The sequence below is a fragment of the Gemmatimonadales bacterium genome, from assembly GCA_035502185.1.
Classification (GTDB): domain Bacteria; phylum Gemmatimonadota; class Gemmatimonadetes; order Gemmatimonadales; family JACORV01; genus Fen-1245.
In genome coordinates this window covers 1-2,790 of record DATJUT010000005.1, presented here as the reverse complement: position 1 = coordinate 2,790, position 2,790 = coordinate 1, and the positions used below count along the sequence as shown (strand labels likewise).

At 70.1% G+C, this 2,790-nt stretch carries 1 protein-coding gene; it reads left to right on the top strand.

Annotated features, from left to right (window positions below; all coding sequences use genetic code 11):
• Positions 1-124 precede the first annotated feature (124 nt).
• Positions 125-2,773 (top strand): BTAD domain-containing putative transcriptional regulator, encoded by a 2,649-nt coding sequence (locus VMF70_00380; GenBank protein ID HTT66459.1) that lies wholly within the window; start codon positions 125-127, stop codon positions 2,771-2,773.
• Positions 2,774-2,790: the final 17 nt, after the last annotated feature.

Sequence of the window (2,790 nt, the reverse complement as noted above, 5' to 3'; positions counted from 1 at the left end):
GGAGCGCGCGAGGAGTCGAAATCGAGGCCCCCTAACGCCCTCCTGACGCTGGCTGTATAGAGTCACGGCGAGGGACACCCGGTGCGCAGGGTGATGGTGGCGGACAATCGCGAGTGGGATTGGCATGTTCCGAATTCGCGTACTCGGAGGGTTCGCGCTGGAGAGGCTGGGCGGAGGGGAGACGCCCCCTCTCCCGCAGCGCCTGGCCGAGGCGGCCCTGGCGGTGCTGGTGGTGTGCGGTGATCTCGGCTGCACCCGGGAGCGCCTCATGGCGCTCCTCTGGCCCGAGAGCGACGAGGCCCGCGGCCGTCACAGCCTGCGCGACGCCCTCCACGCCATCCGACAGGTTCTTGGCCCGGACGCCGTGCGCTCGGCTGGCGACCTCCTGCGGCTCGATCCCGCCGTCGTTGACTCCGATGTCCGCAACCTCACAGAGGCTCTGGCCGCCGACCGGGCAGCCGAGGCGGTTCGCGCGTACGGGGGCCCCCTGCTCGACGGCTTCCACGTAGACAGCGTGCCCGAGTTCGAGCGCTGGCTGGATGGGGAGCGCAGCCGGCTGGCGCGCGAGTACTCCGAGGCGCTGGACCGCCTGGCCACGGCCGCTGAGCGCGCGGGCGCATGGGATGAGGCGGCGGGCTGGTGGGCGCGGGCCGTCGAGCACGATCCACTGAACTCTCGCGCCGTCATCCGGCACGTGGAAGCGCTGGCCGCGATGGGCGACCGCGCCAACGCCCTGAAGGTGGCCGACGCGCACGCGCGCCGACTGCGACAGGAGCTCAACCTCGAGCCCGACCGTGACGTCCTGGCCAGGATCGAGCGGATCCGGAGGAGGGAACGTCCGGGGCCGCCCGATGGGGCGCGGGAGCTCGCCGCCGCACGGGCGACAGATCGGCCGCAGCCCGCCGAGTCCCTCCGGCACGTCGAGCCGCCGGCCGTTCCGAGCGCCGGGACGACGCTGACAGGGGCCACGCCGGCCCGCGCGACGCAGCAGTTGCCGCGCTGGGCGCCGTGGGTCGGCATGGTGGCGGCCGTGGCAATCGTGGCACTGGTCGCGATGCAGGTCTTAAGGGGCCGGCCGCTGATCGTCACGGCCTCCGACTTCACCCAGGTCACGAACGATCCAGGCGTCGAGTTCCAGCCCGCCATCTCCCCGGACGGAAGAGACGTGGCGTACGTCGCCGGGCCGATCGGATTGCCGCGCCCCTTCGTGCGGAGCACCGGCAACGTCACGAGCACCGCGGCGATCCTCCTTGGCGACGCGACATTGGGCAGCGGCTGGTTACCGGCCTGGAGCCCGGACGGCCAGCACGTGCGGTTTCTAGGCTGCAAGATGGACTGGTTTTCGACGTGCGGCTGGATGGAAACGGGGCGGCTGGGTGGCCTGGCGCGGCCGATCCTGCGCGACACGAGAGTCTTCCCCGAAGTGCTAAGGGGCACGGCCGCGTGGTCCCCCGACGGCGCGCGGGTGGCCTTCGTCGTCCAAGACACGATCTTCACCGCCTCGGCGGCCGACACGGCCCGACACCGCGTCGCGATTCACCGGGTGGGCCGCGCGGAGCCGCATTCGCTCACCTGGTCACCGGACGGCAGTTTCATCGCCTACGTCAACGGCCATAGCTTGTGGCGCATCGGCCAGTATAGAGTGGCGTCGGCTTCCATCTGGATCGTCAACGCCGAGGGCGGCGAGCCGCAGCGGGTGACCGATGAGGACCACCTGAACGCGAGCCCGGGCTGGCTCGATGCGCGGCACCTGCTGTTCGTGTCGGATCGCGACGGCTCGCGCGCGCTCTATGTCGTCGAGGTCGGCCCGCATGGCGCGCACGGTGTGCCGAGGCTGGTCCCGGGTGTGGCAGACCCGCATTCGATCTCCTACTCCGCCGACTCCAAGAAGTTGGCCTACTCGAAGCTGACCATCCGGCAGAACATCTGGTCTTATCCTCTCGACCGCTCCACGCCGGTCTCTATCCGCGACGGCCGTCCCCTGACGATCGGCAACCAAGTGATCGAGTGGCACGACGTGTCGCCGGACGGGCGGTGGCTCGTGTACAACGGCAATCGCCGCGGCAACTCGGACCTCTACAAGACTCCGCTGGCTGGAGGAGAGCCCGTCCCCCTGACCGAGACGCCTGCAGACGAGGCCCATCCACGCTGGTCGCCGGATGGCAGGGAGATCGCCTTCGACGTCAGGGGGGCCCGTTCCACGACGTGGGTGATGTCCGCAGAGGGAGGCAGGCCCGTTCGTATCATCGATTCACCGTACGGGAGTACCAGCACTAGGCCCAAGTGGTCCCCCGACGGTCTGCGGATCGTGGTTCTGCGGGGAGGGCAAGACGATTGGCGCGCCTGGCTGGTTTCTCGTGACAGTGTCGGCGGGCGGTGGCATGAGCCGACCATGCTCGCCGACGTCCAGTGCTGGCCCGTCGCCTGGACCTCTGACGGGCGCGGCGTGCTCTGTGAATCTGGTGCGGGGGAGATATTCCGCCTCTCGGCGACGGGACGGGTCGAGTGGAGGCGGGCGCTCGGTTTCGCCCTCTTCGAAGACCTACGCTACTCTCGTGACGGCGCAACCGTGTACTTCTCGGGCACGCATCGGGATGGAAGGCGGGGCGTCTGGGCGATCGCCGACGGCGGTCGCGGCGCGGTGCGCCTCGTCGTCGCGTTCGACGACCCCGCCCTAGGAGGCACTCCGTGGGTGAGCGTCGGCGCCGATCGGCTCTACCTCTCCGTGGCGGAGTTCGAGAGCGACATCTGGGTAGCGACGCTGCACTGGTGACGGGCACCGCTCCGGCG